Source organism: Pseudoalteromonas sp. BZK2 (assembly GCF_014349195.1).
Lineage (GTDB): Bacteria > Pseudomonadota > Gammaproteobacteria > Enterobacterales > Alteromonadaceae > Pseudoalteromonas > Pseudoalteromonas simplex.
On sequence record NZ_JACSOG010000004.1, the window covers coordinates 37859 to 58899 of the forward strand.

At 40.8% G+C, this 21041-nt stretch carries 19 protein-coding genes; 9 read left to right on the plus strand and 10 right to left on the minus strand.

Annotated features, from left to right (window positions below; genetic code table 11):
- Window positions 1-41 precede the first annotated feature (41 nt).
- Entirely contained in the window at window positions 42-1667 is a 1626-nt protein-coding gene (locus BIZ38_RS03540) for a M28 family metallopeptidase (RefSeq protein ID WP_054553919.1), read from the minus strand.
- A 110-nt stretch (window positions 1668-1777) separates the two neighbouring features.
- Between BIZ38_RS03540 and BIZ38_RS03545 the strand changes: the two genes are divergently transcribed.
- From BIZ38_RS03545 to BIZ38_RS03555, 3 genes are read left to right on the plus strand one after another with little or no spacing between them, the layout of a single operon-like run.
- The gene (locus BIZ38_RS03545) at window positions 1778-2590 is read left to right on the plus strand and encodes a DUF3025 domain-containing protein (RefSeq protein WP_054553918.1); all 813 of its coding nucleotides are present in this window, start codon (window positions 1778-1780) and stop codon (window positions 2588-2590) included.
- Window positions 2587-3375 (plus strand): ABC transporter ATP-binding protein, encoded by a 789-nt coding sequence (locus BIZ38_RS03550; protein WP_187489569.1) that lies wholly within the window; start codon window positions 2587-2589, stop codon window positions 3373-3375. Before BIZ38_RS03545 ends, BIZ38_RS03550 begins: the two co-directional genes overlap by 4 nt.
- Window positions 3368-4576, plus strand: coding sequence for an ABC transporter permease subunit (locus BIZ38_RS03555; RefSeq protein WP_138599554.1), 1209 nt, complete (start codon window positions 3368-3370; stop codon window positions 4574-4576). Before BIZ38_RS03550 ends, BIZ38_RS03555 begins: the two co-directional genes overlap by 8 nt.
- 49 nt (window positions 4577-4625) lie before the next feature.
- Here the strand turns inward: BIZ38_RS03555 and BIZ38_RS03560 are convergent, their stop codons facing one another.
- From BIZ38_RS03560 to BIZ38_RS03585, 6 genes are all read right to left on the minus strand, one after another.
- On the minus strand, window positions 4626-5459 hold the full coding sequence (locus tag BIZ38_RS03560) for a UDP-2,3-diacylglucosamine diphosphatase (protein WP_166340069.1): 834 nt from the start codon (window positions 5457-5459) through the stop codon (window positions 4626-4628).
- A 141-nt stretch (window positions 5460-5600) separates the two neighbouring features.
- A complete protein-coding gene (locus tag BIZ38_RS03565; protein ID WP_187489570.1) occupies window positions 5601-7325 on the minus strand; it encodes a proline--tRNA ligase in 1725 nt (574 codons plus the stop codon).
- 113 nt (window positions 7326-7438) lie between these two features.
- A complete protein-coding gene (tsaA, locus tag BIZ38_RS03570) occupies window positions 7439-8143 on the minus strand; it encodes a tRNA (N6-threonylcarbamoyladenosine(37)-N6)-methyltransferase TrmO (RefSeq protein WP_054553913.1) in 705 nt (234 codons plus the stop codon).
- A 107-nt stretch (window positions 8144-8250) separates the two neighbouring features.
- Window positions 8251-8823, minus strand: a complete 573-nt coding sequence (locus BIZ38_RS03575) for an outer membrane beta-barrel protein (protein WP_054553912.1) — start codon at window positions 8821-8823, stop codon at window positions 8251-8253.
- A gap of 231 nt (window positions 8824-9054) precedes the next feature.
- A complete protein-coding gene (locus BIZ38_RS03580; RefSeq protein ID WP_054561436.1) occupies window positions 9055-9519 on the minus strand; it encodes an acyl-CoA thioesterase in 465 nt (154 codons plus the stop codon).
- A 103-nt stretch (window positions 9520-9622) separates the two neighbouring features.
- A complete protein-coding gene (locus BIZ38_RS03585; protein ID WP_187489571.1) occupies window positions 9623-11269 on the minus strand; it encodes an electron transfer flavoprotein-ubiquinone oxidoreductase in 1647 nt (548 codons plus the stop codon).
- Window positions 11270-11462: 193 nt separating this feature from the next.
- Here BIZ38_RS03585 and BIZ38_RS03590 point away from each other — a divergent pair, with 193 nt between their 5' ends.
- Complete coding sequence (locus tag BIZ38_RS03590) at window positions 11463-12212, plus strand: electron transfer flavoprotein subunit beta/FixA family protein (RefSeq protein ID WP_063705098.1); 750 nt, start codon at window positions 11463-11465, stop codon at window positions 12210-12212.
- A complete protein-coding gene (locus BIZ38_RS03595; RefSeq protein ID WP_187489572.1) occupies window positions 12213-13139 on the plus strand; it encodes an electron transfer flavoprotein subunit alpha/FixB family protein in 927 nt (308 codons plus the stop codon). It begins immediately after the preceding gene.
- Window positions 13140-13208: 69 nt separating this feature from the next.
- Here the strand turns inward: BIZ38_RS03595 and BIZ38_RS03600 are convergent, their stop codons facing one another.
- The gene (locus BIZ38_RS03600; RefSeq protein ID WP_166340075.1) at window positions 13209-14138 is read right to left on the minus strand and encodes a PstS family phosphate ABC transporter substrate-binding protein; all 930 of its coding nucleotides are present in this window, start codon (window positions 14136-14138) and stop codon (window positions 13209-13211) included.
- A gap of 150 nt (window positions 14139-14288) precedes the next feature.
- Window positions 14289-15686, minus strand: a complete 1398-nt coding sequence (gene asnS, locus BIZ38_RS03605; protein WP_187489573.1) for an asparagine--tRNA ligase — start codon at window positions 15684-15686, stop codon at window positions 14289-14291.
- 259 nt (window positions 15687-15945) lie between these two features.
- Between asnS and BIZ38_RS03610 the strand changes: the two genes are divergently transcribed.
- Window positions 15946-16380, plus strand: coding sequence for an ATP-binding protein (locus BIZ38_RS03610; protein ID WP_187489574.1), 435 nt, complete (start codon window positions 15946-15948; stop codon window positions 16378-16380).
- A 297-nt stretch (window positions 16381-16677) separates the two neighbouring features.
- On the opposite strand, the gene bioA is transcribed toward BIZ38_RS03610, so the two are convergent.
- Entirely contained in the window at window positions 16678-17970 is a 1293-nt protein-coding gene (bioA, locus tag BIZ38_RS03615; protein WP_187489575.1) for an adenosylmethionine--8-amino-7-oxononanoate transaminase, read from the minus strand.
- 98 nt (window positions 17971-18068) lie between these two features.
- Between bioA and bioB the strand changes: the two genes are divergently transcribed.
- The 3 genes from bioB to BIZ38_RS03630 are packed head-to-tail and all read left to right on the plus strand — an operon-like array spanning window position 18069 to window position 21038.
- Entirely contained in the window at window positions 18069-19109 is a 1041-nt protein-coding gene (gene bioB, locus BIZ38_RS03620) for a biotin synthase BioB (RefSeq protein ID WP_187489576.1), read from the plus strand.
- Between the two features lie 7 nt (window positions 19110-19116).
- Complete coding sequence (locus BIZ38_RS03625) at window positions 19117-20250, plus strand: aminotransferase class I/II-fold pyridoxal phosphate-dependent enzyme (RefSeq protein WP_187489577.1); 1134 nt, start codon at window positions 19117-19119, stop codon at window positions 20248-20250.
- Window positions 20247-21038 (plus strand): methyltransferase domain-containing protein, encoded by a 792-nt coding sequence (locus BIZ38_RS03630; RefSeq protein WP_138616769.1) that lies wholly within the window; start codon window positions 20247-20249, stop codon window positions 21036-21038. Before BIZ38_RS03625 ends, BIZ38_RS03630 begins: the two co-directional genes overlap by 4 nt.
- Window positions 21039-21041 lie beyond the last annotated feature (3 nt).

Genomic DNA, 21041 nt, shown 5'->3' on the forward strand with positions numbered 1-21041 from the left:
ACTGTAGTACGATTTTAAATGAAAATCAATCTCATTTGTATCTATTTGCGTTGGAACTCAGAAGTGGCATTCCAGGTCGGCCATTCTTTTCGTTCTGAGATATCAAAACCTACTTGATAGAATAACTGAAGGTCCTGAACGGCACCTGATAAATCCCATTCATCACGGTAACGGTCGCAAGGCTGATGATAACAACCACGAAGCACTAGGCTCATACGCTTACGGTAATTTGCCGTTTCTTCATCAAGGGCTTCACTACCACCACCGGCATACATTGCTGGTACACCCATGTTTGCAAATGCAAAGTGATCAGAGCGGTAGTAACCACCTGAAGACGGTTTAGGGTCGCCAGATACTGTACGGCCTTGCGCTTTTGCAGCTGTTTCTAGTAGGCTATCCATTTCAGATTTGCCAATACCAACAACACTGATGTCTTTTACTTTACCTAATAGGTTTAAGCTATCCATATTGATGTTTGCAACCGTTTGTGATGCTGGGATCACTGGATTTGCAGCATAATATTTCGAGCCAAGTAAACCTTGTTCTTCAGCAGTAACGGCTAAGAAAGTCATTGAACGGCTAGGGTGCTCAGGTAGGGTCGCGAATGCTTCAGCAACTTCGATTAAGCCAGCAGTACCCGTTGCATTATCGTGGGCGCCATTATAGATTTGGTCGCCTTTGCGGGTTTTATCAGTACCAAGGTGATCCCAGTGAGCTGAATAAATGATGTGCTCATCAGGCTTTTCGCTACCCGGTAAGGTCGCGATAAAGTTATACGAAATTGATTTTTTAATTGTGTTATTTACTTCAACACTTGCAGTTAGGTCGCCCATATCAACATGGTAAGCGCCTTTTGCCGCATTCGCTTTCATGGTATCGAAATCTAAGCCTGCTTTTGTGAAAAGCTCTTTAGCAACATCTGTTGTTACCCAGCCTTCAACAGCAACGCGATCCATGTTGTTATTTTCTTTTTGGAAACCAAATTGCTCACCGCTCCAAGAGTTTTCAACAACTGACCATGGGTAAGAAGCCGGTGCTGTTTCGTGGATGATAATCGCACCTGCTGCACCTTGACGGCTTGCTTCTTCATATTTGTATGTCCAACGACCGTAATAGGTCATGGCATCGCCGGTGAATAAATCAGGGTTTTTCGTCGCAAAACCAGGATCGTTTACCAGCATAACAACGGTTTTGCCTTTAACATCTAGGCCTTCGTAGTCGTTCCAGTTGTACTCTGGTGCATTAACACCGTAACCAACGAATACTAATTCAGAATCTTTAATGCTTTGCTTAGCACTAATACGGCTACTACCCATTACCATATCTTTTTTGTATTGGTAATCTTTGCCGCCAATAGTAAGTACCATGTCTGAATCAGCTTCTAGTGAAACAAGCGGTACTTCTTGTAAGAAGCTATCACCGTTACCCGGCTCAAAACCCAATGCTTTAAATTGGTCGGTTAAATAGGCAAGCGTTAGCTCTTCACCTTTCGATGATGGTGCACGGCCACCGAACTCATCAGAGGCAAGCACTTTAATGTGTTCTGCTAGTTGCTCTGAGTTAATGCTTTGATAGGCTTTTTCGACATCACTTGATGTGATACTTGTTGAAGCACAGCCCGCAAGAATAGCACTTGCAAGGACTGTCATTGGAAAATAGCGTTTCATAATAGCTCTTTTTTTGTTTTATGGTGACGTTAGTATATGAGGTTCTATTAGTGAGAACCAGTTTTTACGGTAAACTACCCACAATACATCAATAAGTTAAAAAATAAGCAATGAAACGATTTACTGCTCCCGAGCAATGGTCAACGCAATACCTTACAACGGGTGCCTTTAGTGACCTAGCAACGCTATTTAATATTGATAAACTCTCAGATTGGCCATCTTGCCAGTGGTTTAATCAATATCTAAATGCGAAAACTACACAGGGCAAAGCCATAACCTTTGTTGAAGATGAAAAGTTTGCCGATGAAACCCGTTATTATGAGCAAATCATATTTGAAACAGGGCAAGTACCAACAAGACAACAAAATTGGCATGACCTTTTTGGTGGCTTTATTTGGTGTTTATTCCCAAAAACCAAAGCGCTGATTAATCATCAGCACATTGAAGAAATTAAACTGCATGGTCTAAAAGAGCGTAGTAAACACCGAAACGCACTGACCTTATTTGATGAATGCGGCGTGGTGCTGGCAATTACTGAACAAAGCTGGCAGCAGCAATTACGCGACCACCAATGGCAGCAAGCCTTTGTAGAACAGCGTGAACAGTGGGGTAAAAGCATTAGACCATTTATGTTTGGCCATGCTAACTACGAAATGCTCACACAGCCTTATATTGGTTTAACGGGTAAAGCATTATTTGTAATTGTTCCTGATGACATATTTTGTAAAGATTTAACCGAGCAATATGCGTATCTAGATCAGCGTCTTTATGAGATGATTAAGCATGATGATTGTTTGCGTGATAATAAAAATTTATCACCCTTACCCTTGTTAGGCGTACCGGGATGGTGGACTGACAATGAAAATCCAGAATTCTACAGTAACACTGATTACTTTAGACCGAAACGAAGGAAACGCACATGATTGAAGTGGCAGGGCTTAAAAAGAAGTTTAAGCTAACAAAAGATCATAAAAAAAATAAAACGGACAACATAGACCCCCGTGAAGATAAAGAGTTTTTTCATTCTGTAAGAGACGTCAGCTTTCAATGTAACAAAGGTGAAGTACTCGGTTTACTCGGCCCAAATGGTGCCGGTAAAACAACCACCCTTAGAATGATTTCAACAGCCTTAAAACCAGATGAAGGCAGCATTACCATTTCTGGTCACGATATCGTTAAAAAGCCATTAGTTGGCCGCAAGTCAATTGGATTTCTGTCAGGTAGTACTGGCTTGTATGGGCGTTTAACAGTTAAAGAAAACGTTGAATACTTTGCCCGTTTACATGGCATGAGTAAAAAAGCGGTCGCCGCTCGTTGTGATGAGCTATTCACCTTACTTGATATGCACAGCTTTATTGATAAACGCGCCGAAAACCTTTCAACAGGTATGAAGCAAAAAGCCAATATTGCCCGTGCTGTTGTTCATCATCCTGATGTGGTTATTCTTGATGAGCCGACAACTGGTTTAGATATTATGACTACGCAAACCGTCATTAACTTTATTCGCGGCCTTAAAGAGCAGGGCACACCAGTTATTTTCTCAACGCACCATTTAGATGAAGTTGCCTTACTGTGTGACCGTGTTGCAGTGATAAACCAAGGAATTAGTTGCTTTGATGGCACCTTAGATGAGTTTAAGCAAACAGGTCAAAGTGAAGAATTAAACCAAGCGTTTATGAATATTTTAACGGAGAGCCGTAATGTTTGAAGTATTTAAAAAGGAATTAAAAGAGCTATTACGTGACCGTAAAACATTGATTTTCGTTGTTGCACTACCGGTTGCTATCTTCCCACTGTTATTTGCTGTTATGGCCTTTATTAGTTCACAAGCGGCGTTAGAGGCAGAACAAGAGGTGCATACTTACGCCATTATCAATGGTAACTATGCGCAAGAGTTTACAGATAAGGTGTTTTACCATAAAAGCTTTGCTTTATATAAAGGTGATGAAACCTTTAATACAGTAGAAGATCTTACTAAAGCGGTTAAAGCGGGCACCATTGACATGGGTATCTATTTACCGTCAGACGCTAAGCAAACGTTAGATGATGCAAAGCAAAGTGAATGGCAAGTTGTGTATAACGACGCAAAAGCAATTAACTTCCTATTTGATCGTGTTAAAGAACTGGCAAAAGAATATGGCGATAAACTGCGCACGACAAAGCTATTAAGTTTTGGTGTTTCAGAGCAGCAGCAAGCCGCTATTATCGAGCCTATTAAAGTGGTGAAGGTCGACACTGCAGATAAACGTGAAAATCTGGGTGAGAAAATTGGTGGGTTTATTCCTTATCTACTTATTCCTCTGGTATTGATGGGCGCAACGTACCCGGCGATTGATTTAGGAGCTGGTGAAAAAGAGCGTGGTACGCTCGAAACCTTGTTACTTACACCAATCACCCGTACACAGCTGGTGTTAGGTAAGTTTGTAACCTTACTTGCTTCTTCTATTGCAACAACCACCATTACTGTACTCAGTATGGGTGTGTGGATATCAGTGGCCATTGCATTTGTAGATTTAGCCGTTGTTAAAAACGCATTTAGCTCTTTAACTGTATTAGATTTAGGGCTAATTTTTGTGCTGTTATTACCTATAGCTGCAATATTCTCATCATTAGCGTTAGCCATTTCTATCTATGCGCGAACCTTTAAAGAAGCACAAAACTACATGGCACCACTTAGCATGGGTGTAATTTTTCCAATTATGGTTGCCTTAATGCCTAATGTTGAGCTTACGAGCAAAACAGCATTTATTCCTGTGACAAATGTAGCTCTGGCAATCAAAGAAATCATTAAAGGTACAGTTGATTACACACTCGTGGGTTTAATTTTCTTAGCGACAGTCATTGTGGCAGGTGCATTACTTGCGTTTTGTGTTAAATGGTTCAATAAAGAAGATGTACTATTTAGATAGTAAATTACAATAAATTTAAGCCCCGAGTAGGGGCTTTTTACGTTTAGGTCTAGGCTGCATCTTGGTTTTTATCATAAGCAGTCTTTGGTGTAAGTTTGCTAATGTCTGCCGAGTGAATCACTTTTTTAGTTTCACTCCAGTGCAATAACTCTATACGCCCAGAGCTGTTCTCTACTAATGCAGTGCAGTTTTCAATCCAGTCGCCATCATTGCAATATAAAATTCCATCAACCACTTTAACAGCTGGGTGATGAATGTGCCCGCAAATGATGCCATCGACGGCTTGTTTTTTTGCTTCGTGGATGGCCGCTTTTTCAAATGCATCAATAGCTTCACGTGCTTTATGCACGCGTGCTTTGATCCAGGAGGCCAATGACCAATAATTACCGCCAAATAAACGCCGAATGCGATTAGTCCAGCGATTTAAAAATAGTAATAAATCGTATCCTGCATCGCCCGCAATACTGATTAATTTGTTGTAGCGCGTTGCTGAGTCAAAATCGTCACCATGTAACAGTAAAAACCGTTTTTTGGCTTTTGTGGTATGGATATATTGCTTGTGTACTTCGATACCGAATAATGAATCATTGGCATAATGGCGAAAGGTTTCGTCGTGGTTACCCGGTATATAGATAACTCGAGTGCCATCTTTTGCTTTTTGTTGAATAAGCGCAAGCACATCATAATGACTAGGATGCCAAAAAAACTGTCGTTTCATTGACCATAAATCAACAATATCGCCGACCAAATACAGAACATCGCATTCAATGGCATTTAAAAAATCTAGTAAATACTGCGCTTGGCAGTCTTTATAACCTAAGTGAACGTCGGAAATCCAAACGGCAGGATAGTGGGTTTTACTACTGCAAGTGGTGTTATTCATGGCATTTACTCATGGTGTAATAAAGTAAATGCTAGGCAGAATCAATGACAGTTAAAAGACGCTTTAGCGAAACATCTATGACAATTAATAAAACAAAAAAACCGCCGAAGCGGTTTTTTAAATTTTGTTGAGAAGACTTAATCAGCCTTTAACAAGTGCGGCAATTTCAGAAGCGGCACTATCTAAATCAAGCATTAGCTTTTCGCCAGTACGACGGTTTTTAAGCTCAACCTTGTTTTCATCAAGGTTACGCTCACCAATTACTAATGTGAAAGGCACACCTAGTAATTCCATATCGTTAAACATAACACCTGGGCGCTCTTTACGGTCATCAAACAACACATCTAAACCGGCATCTTTCAAGCCTTTGTAAAGGTTATCAGCAATATCAGGAATACGATGAGACTTGTGCATGTTCATTGGCACAATCGCTAAATCAAATGGTGCGATAGGTTGCGGCCATTTAATACCGTATTGGTCATTGTTTTGCTCAATAGCGGCAGCTACGATACGTGATACACCAATACCGTAACAACCCATTGTCATTACTTGGTTTTTACCTGTTTCACTTAATACGCCAGCTTTCATTGCTTCTGAGTATTTAGTACCAAGTTGGAAAATATGACCTACTTCAATGCCACGTTTGATTTGCAGTGAACCTTGACCACATGGGCTTGGGTCGCCTTCAACGATATTACGGATATCAGCCACTTCGTAGTTTTCTACATCGCGATCCCAGTTGATACCGCTGAAATGTTCACCATCTTTATTAGCACCTGCTACAAAGTCAGCCAAAACGTTAGCTGTGCGATCAACAATAATTGGCATTGATAGACCAACAGGGCCTAATGAACCTGGTTTTGCGCCAATAGCAGCAACGATGTCTTCTTCTTTCGCCATTTCTAGCGGTGAGTCTACAAGTGGATGCTTCTCAGCTTTTAACTCGTTTAATTCATGGTCGCCACGTAATACAAGAGCAACTAAACCACGTTGTTCGTTTTCATCTGGTGCGCCATACACGATTAATGTTTTCACGCCGCGATGAGGTTTAACACCATAGTGCTCTTTAAGCTCAGCAATTGATTTTGCATCAGGCGTTGGGAACGCTTTTAAATCTTTACTTGCTGCTGGGCGCATTTCAGTCGGTGCTAATGCTTCTGCTTTTTCGATATTTGCAGCGTAATCACTTGCATCACTAAATGCGATTGCATCTTCGCCTGATTCTGCAAGTACATGGAACTCATGTGACACGCTACCACCAATTGAACCTGTATCAGCGATAACAGGGCGGTAATCAAGACCAAGGCGCTCGAAGATGTTGCAGTATGCTTTGTGCATTACTTGGTATGTTTTCTCTAAACACTCATCACTTAAGTGAAAAGAGTACGCATCTTTCATGGTAAATTCACGGGCACGCATTACACCAAAACGAGGGCGAACTTCGTCACGAACTTTTGTTTGTACTTGGTAAAGAGTAAGCGGTAATTGCTTATAAGAGCTCACTTCTTTACGTACAAAATCTGTGATCACTTCTTCGTGTGTTGGGCCAAGTGCAAATGGGCGGTTGTGACGGTCATTAATACGCAGTAATTCAGGGCCGAATTGCTCCCAACGACCAGACTCTTCCCAAAGATCAGCTGGTTGGATAATAGGCATTAACATTTCGATAGCGCCTGCTTTATCCATTTCTTCACGTACGATGTTTTCTACTTTTTTAAGTACGCGTAGACCAGAGGGCAACCATGTATACAAACCCGACGCAACGCGGCGGATCATGCCTGCTCGTAGCATTAATTGATGAGAAACAATTTCTGCATCAGACGGAGTTTCTTTAAGTGTTGCGAGTATATATTGACTGGTACGCATCTCTATTCCAAGTAGTGTTAAAATTATTATCGTTTACTCAAGACGTTTGAGTAATAACAAGGCGCTAAGTTTACCAGTGGAAGCACTGACACTAAAGCGCTATATGCTAAAAACTAGCATTTTTCAATGCTGGTCACTGTATTATGATTGTCCTGAACATGCCACCTAATATTAAAATCATATAAGGTCATGCCGTAGCTTTGCTCTGAGTCACGTTGCTTTTTATAGGCAGGGCGAGGATCTTGCTTTAATACATTGCTTATAAACGCTTTTAATTCAGGTTGCTCAGTTTGCTTTGCAATAAAAGCAAGCGCTTCTTCACTAAACTCAACGCTCATATCGGTTTCTGGTCTGGTATCGGCAAAACCAGCGGTGGCATCGGTCATTGCGTCTGAGTAGGGCAAATATGGCTTAATGTCTAAAATAGGTGTGCCATCGAGTAAATCGATACCTGAAAGCAATAAGCTTAACTGACCATTTTTATATTCAATGCCTTCAAGTTTTACAGCACTCATGCCTATAGCATTTGGGCGAAAGGTTGCACGTGTTGCAAATACACCTTTACGTTCATTACCGCCTAGGCGAGGGGGTCTCACCATTGCTGAGTAACCTTTATCTGCGGTTTCATGAAATCTAAATAACAGCCAAATATGGCTAAATTCATCGAGGCCGCGTACAAACTCTTCACGATTAAAATCGCTGCTGAATACCAGCTTTGCTTTAGCCTCAGGAACCAAACGAGGTTGGCGAGGTATGGCAAACTTTTGTTTATAAGGAGATTGAATATGGCCGACGGCAGTTAATTGGTATTCGCTCATTGTGCATTGTCGTTAAGAAAATCTGCCGACATTTTACATGCATTACATGCAAACACAAAAAAGGCAGTCGAGACTGCCTTTTAAATATTTAGACTGTATAGTCCAAATTAAAACATGTATTGAAATGATACAGACGCAACGTCCATATCTGGGTCAATATCATCTTCTAATTTATAGCGCTCATACTCTAAACGTACTTGCATGTTTGTTGTGAAAGCATATTCTACACCTGCACCATAAAATACATCACCGCCATCAGAGTCAGCACTGATGCTGCCAAGCTCGCCTAGGTCTTGCTTAATTTCAGCATCCCACTCTAGCCAACCACCTTTGGCATAAACAGAAAAGCTATCTGTAATTGGGGCTGCTAAGCGTGCTGCTAGTGAAACACCGTCAATTTCAGCTTTAGAATCGATATCGCTTACTTCATCAAAATTTTGATAAGCAAGTTCAAGGCTTAAGTACTTGTTAAACTGAGTACCAATATAGCCTTTTAGCATTTGTGAATCGTCATCAAAGTCAGTGTCATTTTCACTGTCTTCAAACTCAAAAGAATATTGGCCGTAGCCGATACCGGTATAAATACGCGGAGAATCCATTTCGGTAATATCTGCATGTGCAGCATTATTAAAACCTAGTAGTGCTAAAGAAAGTGCAGAAAGTGAAATTGCTTTAATCATTTAATAGCTCCTTTATAAAATAAATAAACGAATGTTTCGCGTCATTCACAAGGAGTATTGCAATGGCAATGCCAAGCTGAAAATAAAGCCTAAAGTATTGTTTTTAGGCTTCATTAAGTGGTTTTTTAAACAGTTTGTTGAAACTGTAATCAGGCATTCAGTTTGGCAGTCGTAACAATTTCAGGGTGCTCTGTAGAAGTTACTAGGTGCAGTTTTTAAATCGGTTTAGTTTTATGCTTTTTGTAATAGGGTTTCTGTTTCTATCGCGATCTCTTTCATTTTAATCGCATAGTTTTCGATTTTCTTTTCTTCGTCTGTTACGGCTGTATATGAAGGTACTTCAATTGGGTAGCCTGCTTCATCCATTGCAATAAAACTTATAACACAATGATTGGTTTCAACTAGATTTTGTGTTTTAGGGTCGCCACAGCGTACTTGAATAAAAATTTGCATACTGGTTTTACCCGTGTGGGCGATACTGGCTTTCACTTCGACTATTTGGCCAACCAAAATAGGGCGCTGAAACTTTACACCCGCAACAGACACAGTTACGCAGTAATGACCGCTCCAACCTGCAGCACAGGCGTAACCAGCTTGGTCAATCCACTTCATTACCACACCACCATGAACTTTACCGCCAAAATTGACATCGGTAGGCTCAGCTAAAAAACGAAAGGTTACACTTGAAGACGGCATACTTTACTCACTTTTATAAAACACGACACTTTCAGCATAGCCTAAAAAAGGGGCCGAAGCCCCTGCAATTTAGGATAAATTTTAATTAAATGAGTAACGTGCGTTACATATTAGGGTAGTTTGGCCCGCCTGCTCCCTCAGGTGTTACCCAAATAATGTTTTGACTTGGGTCTTTTATGTCGCAGGTTTTACAGTGCACACAGTTTTGTGAGTTGATCACAAACTCTTTCTCATCTTCAACTTCTTGTACTTCGTAAACCCCCGCAGGGCAATATCGTTGTGCTGGCTCATCGAATTGCGGTAAATTGACCTTAATTGGAATCGAGTTATCTTTAAGCTTTAAATGGCATGGCTGCGATTCTTCATGATTGGTATTTGATAAAAACACCGATGAAAGTTTATCGAAGCTAAGTTTGCCATCTGCTTTTGGGTAGTCGATTTTTTCAGCCTGATCAGCTGCAACCAACGTTGCATGATCTGGCATGTTATCTTCAAAGTTAAACGGTAAGCTACCACCAAATAGATTTTGATCGAGGGTGTTATAAGCACCACCTAAGAACTTACCGAGTTTGTGCATAACAGGGCCAAAGTTACGTGATTGATAAAGCTCTTTGTATGCCCAGCTTTGTTCAAAAGCTGATTTATATTCAGCTAAATCGGCATTTTCTTTACCGTCGCTAAGAGCTGCTACTATCACATCAGCGGCAACCATGCCTGATTTCATCGCTGTATGATTACCTTTGATCTTGGCAAAGTTCAATGTGCCCGCATCACAACCTACAAGTAAACCACCCGGGAAGTGCATTTTCGGTAAAGAACGCAGGCCACCTTTGGCAATAGCTCTTGCGCCATAGGCTATGCGTTCACCGCCTTCTAAAACATCTTTAAAAACAGGGTGATGCTTCATGCGTTGGAATTCATCAAACGGGCTTAAATGTGGGTTTGAATAGTTAAGGTCAACAATTAAGCCAACCACAACTTGGTTGTTATCGCTGTGATACATAAATGCACCACCACTGGTATCACCAGTTAACGGCCAGCCTGTACCATGTACTACAGTGCCTTCTTTGTGTTTACTCGGGTCGATTTGCCAAATTTCTTTGAAACCTAAACCGTAATGCTGTGGTGATGCATCTTTATCAAGAGCAAAGTGTTTGATTAGCTCTTTACCTAAATGACCGCGGCAGCCTTCAGCAAATACGGTGTATTTTGCTCTAAGCTCCATACCAGGCATGTAACCATCTTTTTCGTTGCCGTCTTTATCAAGGCCCATATCGCCAGTGATAATGCCTTTCACTGTTTCGTCTTCAATAATCAAAGAATGAGCACTAAAGCCAGGGAATATTTCTACCCCTAAGTTTTCCGCTTGCTCTGCTAAAAAGCGACATACATTACCCATAGAGACAATGTAATTGCCTTCGTTATGGAATGTTTTAGGGCTAGCAAAGTGGGGGATGCTGGTGGCTTTTTCACTGTTATTGAACCAGTAAATATCATCTTGCGTTACTTTAGTGGTAACTGGTGCGCCTAATGACTGCCAATCAGGTAATAATTCATCCAGCGCTTTGGTTTCGAAAACCGCACCCGATAAAATGTGTGCGCCCACCTCAGAGCCTTTTTCTACCACACAGATCATTAATTCTTGTTGTTTTTCTTGTGCTTGTTGAGCCAATCTAATCGCAGTTGATAAACCTGCTGGGCCTGCGCCTACGATGACTACATCAAATTCCATGGTTTCGCGTTCGACCATATAAACCTCTTCTCGGTGACGGACCTGCTGTAAAGAACCTTATTTCATACTTGCAAATGAAACGTTACAGGCTGTGAATACTTTAAGGTTATTTTAGGTTGACGTTTACGTCAACAGGAAGTAGTCTGAATTCATAAAATAAATAAGTTGACGCCAAGGTCAACTTTGAGAACACACAATTGATGGAGTCACGATGAAAGTCCTCGTTCCAATTAAAAGAGTAATTGACTACAACGTCAAAGCACGCGTTAAAGCCGATAAAACGGATGTTGATCTAGCTAATGTAAAAATGGCGATGAACCCGTTTTGTGAAATTGCAATTGAAGAAGCTATTCGTTTAAAAGAAGCAGGGACGGCCACTGAGGTTGTTGCTGTGACTATTGGTAATAAATCATCTCAAGAGCAATTACGTACGGCATTAGCACTCGGTGCTGATAAAGCCATTCATATTGAAACAGAAGAAAAGCTTGAGTCTTTACATGTTGCTAAATTACTGAGCAAGATTGTAGAGCAAGAATCACCTGAGCTGGTTATTTTAGGTAAGCAATCGATTGACTCTGACAACAATCAAACCGGTCAAATGCTTGCAGCTTTAACGGGTCGTGGCCAAGGTACTTTTGCATCTAAAGTCGATGTTCAAGCGGGTACCGTTAATGTAACGCGTGAAGTAGACGGTGGCTTACAAACAGTTGCTCTTAAACTACCTGCTATCGTAACCACAGACTTACGTCTAAATGAACCGCGCTATGCTTCATTGCCAAACATTATGAAGGCAAAACGCAAGCCTCTTGATGTAATTGCTGCTGATAGTCTAGGTGTAGACCTTGCGCCTCGTGTACAGCTGGTAGAAGTAAATGAGCCAGAAAAACGCAGTGGCGGCATCATCGTAGAAGATGTAGCAACATTGGTAGAAAAGTTAAAAACAGAAGCGAAGGTGATCTAAATGAAAACATTAGTGATAGCCGAACACGATAAAGGTGTTCTAAAGCCTGAAACGAATAAAACGATTACTGCTGCTGTTAAACTAGGCTTTGATGTAGATTTACTACTTGCAGGCGAAAACTTATCAGCAATGAGTGAACAAGCAGCATCAATTGCAGGTGTTAGTAACGTACTTATTGCCGATGATGCAGCTTATGCTAATCAACTTGCAGAAAACCTAGCTGATCTAGTTTTATCTTTAGCTGATAACTATTCACACATTGTCGCAAGCGCAACAACAACGGGTAAAAACTTTATGCCACGTGTTGCTGCACTTTTAGATGTTGCGCAAATCTCTGAAATCATCGATGTGATTGATGCAGATACTTTTAAGCGTCCTATTTATGCAGGTAATGCAATTGCGACAGTTAAATCACTAGATAGCAAAAAAGTGATTACTGTTCGTGCAAGTAGCTTTGATATTGCACAAGAGCAAGCGCCAGTAGCTGTAACGAGTGTTACTGGTAAAGGTTCTGTTGGTCTGAGTGAGTTTGTATCAGAACAACAAACTGAATCAGAACGCCCTGAGCTTACTGCAGCACCTGTGGTTATTTCAGGTGGTCGTGGTATGCAAAATGGTGAAAACTTTGCGTTATTAAATGGTATTGCCGATAAACTAGGTGCAGCGATTGGTGCTTCACGTGCTGCTGTTGATGCGGGCTTTGTACCAAACGATATGCAAGTCGGTCAAACAGGTAAAATTGTTGCCCCAGATTTATATATTGCTGTGGGTATTAGTGGTGCGATTCAACACTTAGCGGGTATGAAAGACTCAAAAGTGATTGTTGCCATCAATAAAGACCCTGATGCGCCAATTTTCCAAGTCGCAGACTATGGTTTAGTTGCTGATTTATTTGATGTGTTACCAGAGCTTGAAAGCGCTCTGTAATTCATAACGATTCTGGTTGTTAAAAGCTGTTCACCTTTTAGGTGCGCAGCTTTTTTTATATTTACGAAGCTATTTTACTGGAAGGTAGCCAATATCGAGCATTTTTTGTTGTATCTTTTTTGACTTTATAAATACAGCTAATTTGTCACCTATTTTCTTTGAACGCGGTGATTGTGTATTAACTATCAATACCAATGGGCGAACAAAAGCGTATTCTCCACTTTGAATTGTTTCGATAGACGGGCTAACGCCATCAATTGCTAATAAACTCACTTTATTTATTCTTCTATCGTTTTCAAGCTTGGTTATTGCTCCATATGAATCATAAGCAATAGCATTTTGTATTCGTTGCACAATTCCCAGCGCTTGATTAAATTGATCGTATAATTCAACTTTTTGTTCAGAAAATAGGCCTCTATTTCCAGCATTTTTTAGGCGAATAAAATTACTGTCTGGTTCTTTGATGTAATCAAGCTGTAAATACTCTAAAAACACATCAAAACTGCCGTGCGTTGTGCCTTTGCTGAAAAGCAAAATCTCATCATTTTTACTACTAAGTTTCGGAGTATGCGGAGAAACATCTGACCACTTAGTGAGCTTACCCTGATATATAGCACTGAGTGTACTAGTTGATAACTCATCGATATTGAGGTTTTTATTTACAAAAAAAGTGATCGCATCTTGTGCTAAAACAATTTGCCGTAAAAACGGCCATCTTTGCTGTTCATCTTTGGTGAGGTATCGGGAGCTTGTGCCAATATCGATGACATTATCTGCAATTGCGATAATTCCTTTATCGCTACCCATAGGTCTTATTTGTATGCTATTACCAAATTCTTGACTTAATTCGCTCTTAAGATCTATTAATAATGCAGAAACAGAAGTGGAACCAGCAATAAAAATAGGCTTTGCGTTTAAGTCTTCTTCTAGTGCCGTGACTTTGCATGCGATTAATGATGAGGTTACTAGTAAAATGGTCTGAATAGCGCGAAAGTGCATAATAAAATGAGCTCTTAATTATTAGACTACTTTCAATATAGGCTATTTATTTATGTTTGCTAAATCTCTACCAGATTTTTTATATATTATAGTGTGTTAGCAATAAAAAAGCCGCTCGAAAGCGGCTTTTAAATTGTATAGCGTTGCTTATTAGTAAGTCGCGCTGCCTTTTGTACGTGGGAAAGCGATAACGTCACGTACGTTCCCCATACCGGTTACATATGCAACTAAACGCTCAAAACCTAGACCAAAACCTGAGTGCGGTACAGTGCCGTATTTACGTAGGTCGCGGTACCAGCTGTAATCTTCTTTGTTTAAGCCCATTTCTTCTAGACGCTTATCTAATACATCTAGACGCTCTTCACGTTGAGAACCACCGATGATTTCACCAATACCTGGTGCAACTACGTCCATTGCAGCGACTGTTTTACCGTCTTCGTTTTGACGCATGTAGAAGGCTTTAATATCACGCGGGTAGTTTTTAATAACTACTGGCGCATTAAAGTGCTCTTCAGCAAGGTAACGTTCGTGCTCAGATTGTAAATCTACACCCCATTCAACAGGGTATTCGAATTTCTTGCCACACGCTTTTAAGATTTCGATAGCATCTGTGTAATCAACTTGTGCGAAATCTTTAGTTACGAACTCTTCTAAGCGTGAGATAGCTGTTTTCTCAACACGTTGTTCAAAGAATTCCATATCGTCACGACGCTCAGTTAATACTGCATTGAAAACATATTTCAGCATGTCTTCAGCAAGTTTTGCGATATCTTCTAAATCTGCGAATGCAACTTCAGGTTCAACCATCCAAAACTCTGCTAAGTGACGAGATGTGTTTGAGTTTTCAGCACGGAAAGTCGGGCCAAAAGTATAGATTTTTGACATTGCAGATGCGTATGTCTCACCATTTAACTGACCAGATACTGTTAAGAATGCTTCTTTACCAAAGAAATCTTCACTGTAATCGATGTCGCCTTTATCTGTGCGTGGCAAGTTTTGCATATCTAAAGTAGATACACGGAACATTTCACCGGCGCCTTCACAGTCACTAGCAGTGATGATAGGTGTGCTGATCCAGTAGTAGCCTTGCTCGTGATAAAAACGGTGAATCGCTTGTGCTAAACAGTTACGTACACGGGTTACCGCACCCATGATGTTAGTACGAGGGCGAAGGTGTGCGTGCTCACGTAAATATTCAATGCTGTGACGTTTAGCAGACATAGGGTAGGTGTCTGGGTTCTCAACCCAACCTAATACTTCTACAGAGTTAGCTTGAATTTCGAAAGACTGACCTTGACCTGCAGATGGCACTAGAACACCGGTTACAGATACAGAACAACCTGCTGTTAAACGTGTTACTTCATCATAATTATTGAGTGAATTAGGTACTACCGCTTGAATAGGATCAAAACACGAACCGTCATGAACGGCTAAAAATGAAATTCCTGCTTTTGAATCGCGGCGTGTACGGATCCAGCCTTTTACTGTTACTTGGCTGTCTACCGCAACCTTGCCTTTTAATAGCTCTGAAATCGCTAAATGGCTCATCTTCACTCCAATGATATAAGTTGCCTAATATAATAATGCTGTGCATTGCACTTGAATCGACTATCTTACCCTCGTAAATCAAATAAAAAAACTATTGTGGCGCACTCTTTAGTAGTTTTTCTTCAATTGAGTAAAATTGCAGCAATATTTTGCGTAAAATTTGCGTTTATTTAAATTCTCGCTGCGCTAATTGGTTATTTTGTGGCATTATTAACAATTACTATCCTTTAGTCTTTAATTAAATTGTATAACAGGTGCTATGAAACAAGTTTTTATTCTTCGCGGCTTACCAGGCTCAGGTAAATCATATTATGCACAAAGCCTAGCTGATGAGTTGGTAGCTGGTAACGAAAGTGATTATGTCGTGTGTTCAACAGATGATTATTTTTACAATAGCGAAGGTGAGTATCAATTTGATAAGTACAAGCTGCCTGAATATCACAATCTAAACCTTGCACGCTTTATTAATGCCTTAGCAGAAGAAATCCCGTTAGTAATTGTTGATAACACTAATATTAAAAAATGGGAATTTATCGCTTACGCACAAGCGGCTACTGCACTGGGTTATCAAGTAAAAGAAGTGATCGTTGGTGAAATTAAAGATAAATCATTACAGCATCTTTACGCTAAGCGCTGTGAACATAAAGTGCCACTTCGCATGATCAGTAAAATGGCTTATATGTTTGAATGGTAAAGTTTAAAGAAAAGGAAGCATCAGCTTCCCTAGAGGGCGTGTTGACCTTTGTGGATTAAAATTTGTTCACTCTAGGGGCGATTTAATCGCGGCGCGAGATTTGTAACCTAGTGGGCTAAGTAAAAATCGAGCAACAAAGAGTTAATCGCCCCTAGGAAGAACCCGAAGGGCAGCGCGTGTTTGGCCTTGATGCTGCGTTATCGCCTATTTATGTGGAACAACCACACTACATAGGCTCTGCCTTGCCTAAATACCAAACACACTGCTGCAAAATTAATCACAAAGGGTCAACACGCCCTAATACGCCTGTTGTTTAATGGCTGCATAAATAGCATTGCATAACTTAGTTAAGCTTTGTTCGTCGCTTATGTAAGGCGGCATCAAGTAAATTAAATTACCAAACGGGCGTATCCACACACCTTGCTCGATAAAAAAGCGTTGAATCTTTGCTACATCTACACTTCTATTAAGCTCTACAACACCAATTGCCCCCAATGTTCGCACATCAACGACCGCATCGAGCTGCTTACACTTAGCAAGCTGCGCTGTCAGTACATCATTTATGTGTTCAATATGCTCTTGCCAAGGTTGCTCTAGCAGTAAATCAATACTTGCACAGGCTGTAGCACAGGCAAGCGGGTTACCCATAAATGTTGGGCCATGCATTAATACGCCGGCTTCACCTTCACTAATGCCAATAGCGACTTTGCTGGTGGTTAATGTTGCTGATAGGGTCATCATGCCACCCGTTAATGCTTTGCCAATACATAAAATATCAGGTTCTATGTTGGCGTGCTCAACAGCAAACAAGGTGCCGGTGCGGCCAAAGCCTGTGGCGATTTCATCACAAATAAGTAAAACATCATACTTATCACACAGAATGCGTAGGTGCTTTAAATAATCAGGGTGGTAAAAATTCATGCCCCCAGCATTTTGAACTATGGGTTCGATGATAAATGCCGCAACATCTTGGTGGTGAGCTGCAAAGTAGCTTTCAAGCGTATCAGCTTCAGCAGGGCTAAACTCACCATTAAATTTAGCACTTGGCGCAGGTACAAAAACATGTTCAGGTAAAAATCCTGAGTACATACTGTGCATTGAATTAACCGGATCGCAAACGCTCATCGCCGCAAAGGTATCGCCATGGTAGCCCTTAAGCGGCGTCATTAATTTTTGTTTGCTGGTGTAACCTTGGCTAAGCCAGTACTGCAAGGCCATTTTTATTGCAACTTCAACACTCACAGAGCCACTGTCGGCTAAGAACACCTTATCGAGTGATTCAGGTGTGATACTGACTAGCTTTTTACACAGCTCAACAGCGGGCTCATGAGTTAAACCACCAAACATGACATGACTCATTTTGCTAACTTGCTGGGTGATTGCTTCATTTAAAACAGGATGGCAGTAACCATGGATGGCACTCCACCAAGAGGCCATACCATCTATTAGGCTTTCGCCTGTTTCTAAGAAAATACGATTTGCATTGGCATGACTGACTGGGTAAACGGGAAGGGGCTGAGTCATAGAAGTATAAGGGTGCCAAATATGCTCACGATCAAAATCTAAATCTATTGGTTGTTTATTAATCATATGTAAACTTTATATCACTTCGATTCGTTGACAATGTTACGTCAAGTCGTAGACTAAGCCAATCTAACCGTCCCAATAATTTAAAAAAAGAGACTATTATGGAGCACGCAGTTGTCCGTCACGATTGGACTCACCAAGAAGTAAAAGCATTATTTGAAATGCCGTTCAATGATTTGTTATTTAAAGCGGCCAGCGTACATCGTGAAAACTTCAATCCAAATGAAGTACAAATTTCTACTTTATTATCGATTAAAACCGGTGCTTGCCCAGAAGATTGCAAATATTGTCCTCAGTCAGGTCATTATAAAACAGACTTAGACCGTGAACGCCTTATGGAAGTAGAAAAAGTGGTTGAGCAAGCGCGTGTTGCCAAAGAAAAAGGCGCTACCCGTTTTTGTATGGGCGCTGCGTGGTCTGATCCGAAAGAACGTGACATGCCTTATATTTCAAAAATGGTAAAAGAGGTTAAAGAGCTCGGCCTTGAAACCTGTATGACGCTTGGCATGCTAGATAACGAAAAAGCCCATGCATTAAAAGACGCGGGTCTTGACTACTACAACCATAACCTAGATACATCACCTGAGTATTACCAGCAGATCATTACAACACGTACTTACCAAGACCGTTTAAACACCATCGATAACGTGCGTGATGCCGGTATGAAAGTATGCTCTGGCGGTATTGTTGGTATGGGCGAGCAAGCTGCTGACCGTTTTGGTTTATTAATGCAATTAGCAAATTTACCGCAACAGCCAGAAAGTGTACCAATTAATATGTTGGTTAAGGTTAAAGGCACGCCACTTGAAGATGTCGAAGACTTAGAACATTTTGAGTTTATTCGTACCATTGCTGTTGCACGTATCATGATGCCGAAAAGCTATGTTCGTTTATCAGCGGGTCGTACGGCGATGAATGAACAAATGCAATCAATGTGTTTCTTTGCTGGTGCTAATTCAATTTTCTACGGTGATAAACTACTGACTACAGAAAACCCTGAAGCAGACGCAGACATGATGCTGATAAAAAAATTAGGCATGAACCCAGAAACCCGTGAAGATTATTCTGATGAAGCGGTTGCAGCATCACTTTCATCAAAAGTTGCTGATAAAGCAACATCAGAACTATTTTACGAAGCGTAATATTTAAATGGCTTTTGATTTTATTGCCGAGCATCTTGTTGAGCGTCAAGCAGAGGCATTACTGAGAAAGCGTCAACTTGTTGAGCAATCAAGCGGGCGCTTTATTCAGGTTGCAGGTAAAGAGTATTTAAATTTTGCCAGTAATGACTACCTTGGCTTTGCTGATGATTTTATTGAAATACAAGCGCAGCAACTAGGTAGCCACAGTTCAGCATTAGTGAATGGTTATAATAAACCACAACAACAGCTTGAGCAGCGTTTATGCGAGTTATTAGGCTACGAAAGCGCCATGTTATTTAATAGCGGATTTAGTGCTAATAGCAGCGTATTAAAAGCGTTGTTTCAAGATAAAAGTGTAGCGAAATCATCGGCAATATTTCAAGATAAGCTCAATCATGCCAGCTTAATTGATGGTGGACTTCATTCTGCCGCTGCAATGGTGCGCTTTAATCATAACGACCTTAGGCACTTAGAATCTCGGTTACAAAAGTCAAAAGCAAAGAATAAGCTTATAGTGAGCGAAGGGGTGTTTTCGATGGATGGCGATCAAGCCCCCATTGAAGCACTCTGTAAACTCGCTAAACAATACAACGCGTGGCTGATGATTGACGATGCCCATGGCTTTGGTGTGTTAGGCGAGCAAGGCTTAGGCAGTTGTGAGGCAATCAAGCCTGATTTACTGATCATCACCTTTGGCAAGGCACTGGCAAGTAGTGGCGCTTGCCTGCTTGCATCAAAGCAAATGATTGATTACATGTTGCAGTTTAATCGCGAATACATTTATTCAACGGCGATGTCACCACTGATGGCAAGTTGTACTCTTGAGCGACTCGAAAAGTTACTAAAAGCAGATAAGAGACGCTCTCAGCTTACAGAGAATATTGCCTACTTTAGAGCACTTGCCAAAGAGCATAACTTGGCATTAATGGAATCAACAACGGCAATTCAGCCCTTGGTATTGGGCGATGCAGAACACACGCTTGCCGTTGCTAATAAGCTTAAAGAGAAAGGCGTGTGGTTAACCGCTATTCGACCGCCCACGGTGCCATTTAATACGGCACGACTTAGAGTAACCATAAGTAGCGCACATCAAGCAGACGATATAAAACAGCTTGTTGATTCACTAGTGGAGTGTTTATGAGTGTTCAACTGCAAGCGCCTTTAAGCTTTCAACACAGTAATAAGCAAACAACACAAACTAAGTTCTCTAAAGCGGCTGCAAATTACGCGAGCCATGCTAATGTACAAAAACAAGCAGCTGCACACTTATTTAAAATGATGGCAAGTAAACATCAGCAGGGTACTTGCCTTGATTTAGGAGCTGGGCCTTTAGTTAATACGGCAATGCTTAAAACACATTTTGATACTGTATTGGCAATGGATTTAAGTCATTCCATGCTAAGCACAGAGCATAACCCGCGTTGTTTAAAAGTGTGTGCTGATATGGATAACCTACCATTACAGCAAAACTCTCTTGATTGTGTGTTTAGTAATTTTGCAATGCAATGGTCTGCTGATTTAGAGGCACTACTTAAAAGTCTTTTTTACTCCCTAAAAGCAGGCGGTAAGGTTTATTTAAGCTGCGTGGTAGATGGATCCCTTAAAGAGATCAAACAGGCTTTTGCTTGTTTAGATGATCAAAGCCATATTAATCAGTTTCATAGTGCTAGTCACATTATTGAGTATGCAAAATTAGCAGGGTTTAAGCTCAATTTTGCAGCCGATAGATGTTATATAGATGCCTATAACTCTCCCTTAGATGCTCTGCGCTCAATAAAAGCGATTGGTGCTACCTCATTGCAAACTAAGCAAAAACGCAAAGGATTATTGACAAGACAGGCACTTAATAGTGTTTGTAGGGCATACCCTCTGGTTGATGGGCATGCTAGAGTGAGCTATCAAGTTGTCCTTTTAGAACTAGAAAAATAGAAT